Raw genomic sequence first — 2,807 nt, forward strand, 5'->3', positions numbered from 1 at the left:
GCACGGGGTCAGGTCTCGCCTTGTAGCATCCGCCTGAGCGGCAAATCACTTGGCCACTCACTTCCAATTCCGGCACACCCACCTGGGTCAGGCAGCCGGCTCCTGACATGAACCGCCCCCGGTGCTAGCCTGGGCCTCCCGCCACGGACGGAGGGCCCCGGTGCATGACGCACGATCAGAACTTCAAGAACCTCATTCTCGATTACCCGCGCGAAGCCATCGCGCTGTTTGCGGCGTCTGAGGCGCGGGCCATCGACGCCGATGCCCGGGTGACTCCGGTGCGCCAGGAACAGTTGCAGGAACGCCTCGGCGAGCGCTTCCGCGAACTCGATATTCCGCTCCTCGTGGAATGGCCCGACGGCCGACGCGAGGCGATCCTGTTCGTGATCGAGGAGGAGACCGACCCGGCGCGGTTTTCGGTTCATCGGCTGGCGCATTACTGCCTCGATCTCTCGGAACTGCTGGATACGCGTCGGGTGGTGCCTGTGGTGGTGTTCCTGCACCGGGGTCATTTCCCGGAACAGCTATCACTGGGCGGCGATGCGGCCACCTACCTGGCCTTCCGTTTCCTGGCCTATGCCCTGCCCCGCATCCCGGCCCGGCAGCACTTCGACAGCTCCAACCTGGTGGCGCGGCTGAACCTGCCGAACATGGCCTACAGCCCGGAGGAAAAGCTCGAGGTCTACGCGCAGGCGATGCGCGGCCTGACCACGCTGGAGCCTGATCCGGAGCGGCGGATCAAGTACCTGGATTTCATCGACATCTACGCGGCGCTGGACGAGAATGAACGCATCGTCTATCGCCAGCGGTATCCCGAGGAGGTGGCAGAGATGACACGGTTTGCGGAACGGTTTATCGAGAAGGGCCGGGAAGAGGGCCGCGAGGAAGGCATTGGCCAAGGCGAGGCGCGCGTGCTGCTGCGACTGCTCACACTCAAATTCGGGCCGGTGCCGGAGGCTCTCCGCTCACGTGTGGAATCCGCGGATGCCGACACGCTGCTGTACTGGTCGGAGCGGGTTCTCAGCGCCGACAACCTGGAGGATGTGGTGGGCCGGTAGGCCCGCTCCAAGCCCCTCCCACAGGGCACGGGGTCAGGTCTCGCCTTGTAGCATTCTCTGTTTTTGTTTTCTGCTCGCGCGAAACTCCGGGACACCCACTTGCTCCAGCCGGCGTGAGGGGGTGAAAGGCAACCCGACCTAGAGATCCGCATCGATGGCCTCCACGGCCACCTCGGTGCCGAGGCATGCCAACCGCAGCGGGCCCTCGGTGTGGATGCCGGGCGCCCAGTCATCGGCCCGGCGGTAGACCTCGACGCGCCGGAGACCCTGCGCCACGAGCAGGTACTCCTGCAGGGGCCCCCGTTGGTCGGTGCGGGGCATTCAGCTACAATAAGGATTCCTTACTTTGATGGGTCTGCCATACGACCGCCATGCTTGCGAAGAAGACCTCCAAGAACCAGCTGACGCTACCGAAATCGATCCTGGAAGCGGTGGGCGATGCCGCGTATTTCGACGTTTCGGCTGAAGATGGACGCATTGTGCTGACGCCGGTGCGGGTGCAGGGCGCGGATGCCGTGCGCAAGAAACTCGAGTCTCTCGGGATCACGGAAGACGACGCGCGGGATGCCATCGAATGGGCAAGACAGCGCTGAGCGTACGCCCGCGGGTCGTACTGGACACCAACTGCATTGTGTCGGCCCTGTTGTTCTCGCGCGGGCGTCTCGCCTGGCTGCGACACGCCTGGCAGTCCGGGCAGTTCTGTCCGCTGGTCAGCCGCGCCACCGCCGAGGAACTCATTCGAGCAATGCGGGGTCAGGTCTCGCCCTGTGACACGCCACCCCGGACTTGAGCCGTGGTCCATAGGGCCCCGGGCGCAGCCAGAGGATGCTCGTGGGGTTCGTCAGGACCGGCAACCCAAATGGGGGCAAGCGACGGCGAGCACAGCGTTCAATGTTTCCGCAGCAAGCGTTCCGTAGTGAGAAACGATTGTGGCCTGGCTCAGCGTGAACATCTTGTCGCAGCGAACCCAGCTTGGCTTGGGCAGCAGGCCATCGGCCAGGTCGTCATTGGTGATGGGTACCGCAAGCACGGCAGTCGGTACCGATGTAACGGCGACGGCAATGAAATCGCCATAGCGATCGGGTTCCGTAAGCACGACTACCGGTCGGCGCTTGCGCGTTTGGAGATCTGCGTACGGAAACGGGATTCCGACGATCTGGCCGCGTTTAGCGGTCATTCCAGGCATCGTCTTCCGGGTTGTCCCAGATGCGGTCCATGGTCGGCTGCTGAGCCATTTTCAGGTTCTCGATCCCACGATCCGCGATGCCGTGCTTGAACTCCAGATACTCGATAAAACTCAGTACCTCGCGGTTCAGGGGCTCGGGCAACCGCTGCGCCTCTTTGTAGATGCGCTCGGCGAGATTCTTGGTCTGCTCCATGCCCTAATGATAGGGCAGAAACCCGCCGCAGTCAGGCTGTCGCCGAAAGAAGGAAGCGATGCGGGGTCAGGTCTCGCCCTGTGACACTGGCCGCGATAGGCGGTCACAGGGCATGGGGTCAGGTCTCGCCTTGTAGCATCCGCCTGCACAGGGCACGGGGTCAGGTCTCGCCTTGTAGCATCCGCCTGAGCGGCAAATCACTTGGCCGCAAACTGCGGGACACCCCCGTTCCTCTCCTTCTTTGCTGCGGGAGACCAGGGATGGTTCACGACGCGATGACGGTTGACGCGCCCTACGAGCGTGTCCTTTAATGTGGGCTTCCGGGGTCGGACCAGCGCAAGGCCCTGATTCTTCTTAAAAATCACTCGAA

General features: G+C 63.3%; 6 protein-coding genes. 3 read left to right on the forward strand and 3 right to left on the reverse strand.

Annotation, left to right across the window (positions count from 1 at the left end; translation table 11 throughout):
• Positions 1 to 164 precede the first annotated feature (164 nt).
• Entirely contained in the window at positions 165 to 1,058 is an 894-nt protein-coding gene (locus tag EA346_RS03930; RefSeq protein ID WP_296755923.1) for a DUF4351 domain-containing protein, read from the forward strand.
• A 138-nt stretch (positions 1,059 to 1,196) separates the two neighbouring features.
• Here the strand turns inward: EA346_RS03930 and EA346_RS03935 are convergent, their stop codons facing one another.
• A complete protein-coding gene (locus tag EA346_RS03935) occupies positions 1,197 to 1,379 on the reverse strand; it encodes a hypothetical protein (protein ID WP_296755926.1) in 183 nt (60 codons plus the stop codon).
• A 50-nt stretch (positions 1,380 to 1,429) separates the two neighbouring features.
• Between EA346_RS03935 and EA346_RS03940 the strand changes: the two genes are divergently transcribed.
• Entirely contained in the window at positions 1,430 to 1,651 is a 222-nt protein-coding gene (locus EA346_RS03940; RefSeq protein WP_296755928.1) for an AbrB/MazE/SpoVT family DNA-binding domain-containing protein, read from the forward strand.
• Positions 1,633 to 1,848, forward strand: a complete 216-nt coding sequence (locus tag EA346_RS03945; protein ID WP_296755931.1) for a PIN domain-containing protein — start codon at positions 1,633 to 1,635, stop codon at positions 1,846 to 1,848. Before EA346_RS03940 ends, EA346_RS03945 begins: the two co-directional genes overlap by 19 nt.
• Before the next feature lie 51 nt (positions 1,849 to 1,899).
• Here EA346_RS03945 and EA346_RS03950 read toward each other — a convergent pair whose 3' ends face one another.
• Complete coding sequence (locus EA346_RS03950) at positions 1,900 to 2,244, reverse strand: type II toxin-antitoxin system PemK/MazF family toxin (RefSeq protein WP_296755933.1); 345 nt, start codon at positions 2,242 to 2,244, stop codon at positions 1,900 to 1,902.
• Positions 2,225 to 2,437 carry a DUF2281 domain-containing protein gene (locus EA346_RS03955; protein ID WP_296755936.1) on the reverse strand — a complete coding sequence of 71 codons (213 nt, stop codon included), beginning with the start codon at positions 2,435 to 2,437 and terminating at the stop codon, positions 2,225 to 2,227. The genes EA346_RS03950 and EA346_RS03955 overlap by 20 nt, the downstream gene beginning before the upstream one ends.
• Positions 2,438 to 2,807: the final 370 nt, after the last annotated feature.

This window comes from Thioalkalivibrio sp. (assembly GCF_007692535.1).
Classification (GTDB): domain Bacteria; phylum Pseudomonadota; class Gammaproteobacteria; order Ectothiorhodospirales; family Ectothiorhodospiraceae; genus Thioalkalivibrio.

Excerpts from the sequence above, each read along its gene's own strand:
- EA346_RS03930 (WP_296755923.1), top strand. The coding sequence starts at position 165 with ATGACGCACGATCAGAACTTCAAGAACCTCATTCTCGATTACCCGCGC.
- EA346_RS03935 (WP_296755926.1), bottom strand. The coding sequence starts at position 1,379 with ATGCCCCGCACCGACCAACGGGGGCCCCTGCAGGAGTACCTGCTCGTG.
- EA346_RS03940 (WP_296755928.1), top strand. The coding sequence starts at position 1,430 with ATGCTTGCGAAGAAGACCTCCAAGAACCAGCTGACGCTACCGAAATCG.
- EA346_RS03945 (WP_296755931.1), top strand. The coding sequence starts at position 1,633 with ATGGGCAAGACAGCGCTGAGCGTACGCCCGCGGGTCGTACTGGACACC.
- EA346_RS03950 (WP_296755933.1), bottom strand. The coding sequence starts at position 2,244 with ATGCCTGGAATGACCGCTAAACGCGGCCAGATCGTCGGAATCCCGTTT.
- EA346_RS03955 (WP_296755936.1), bottom strand. The coding sequence starts at position 2,437 with ATGGAGCAGACCAAGAATCTCGCCGAGCGCATCTACAAAGAGGCGCAG.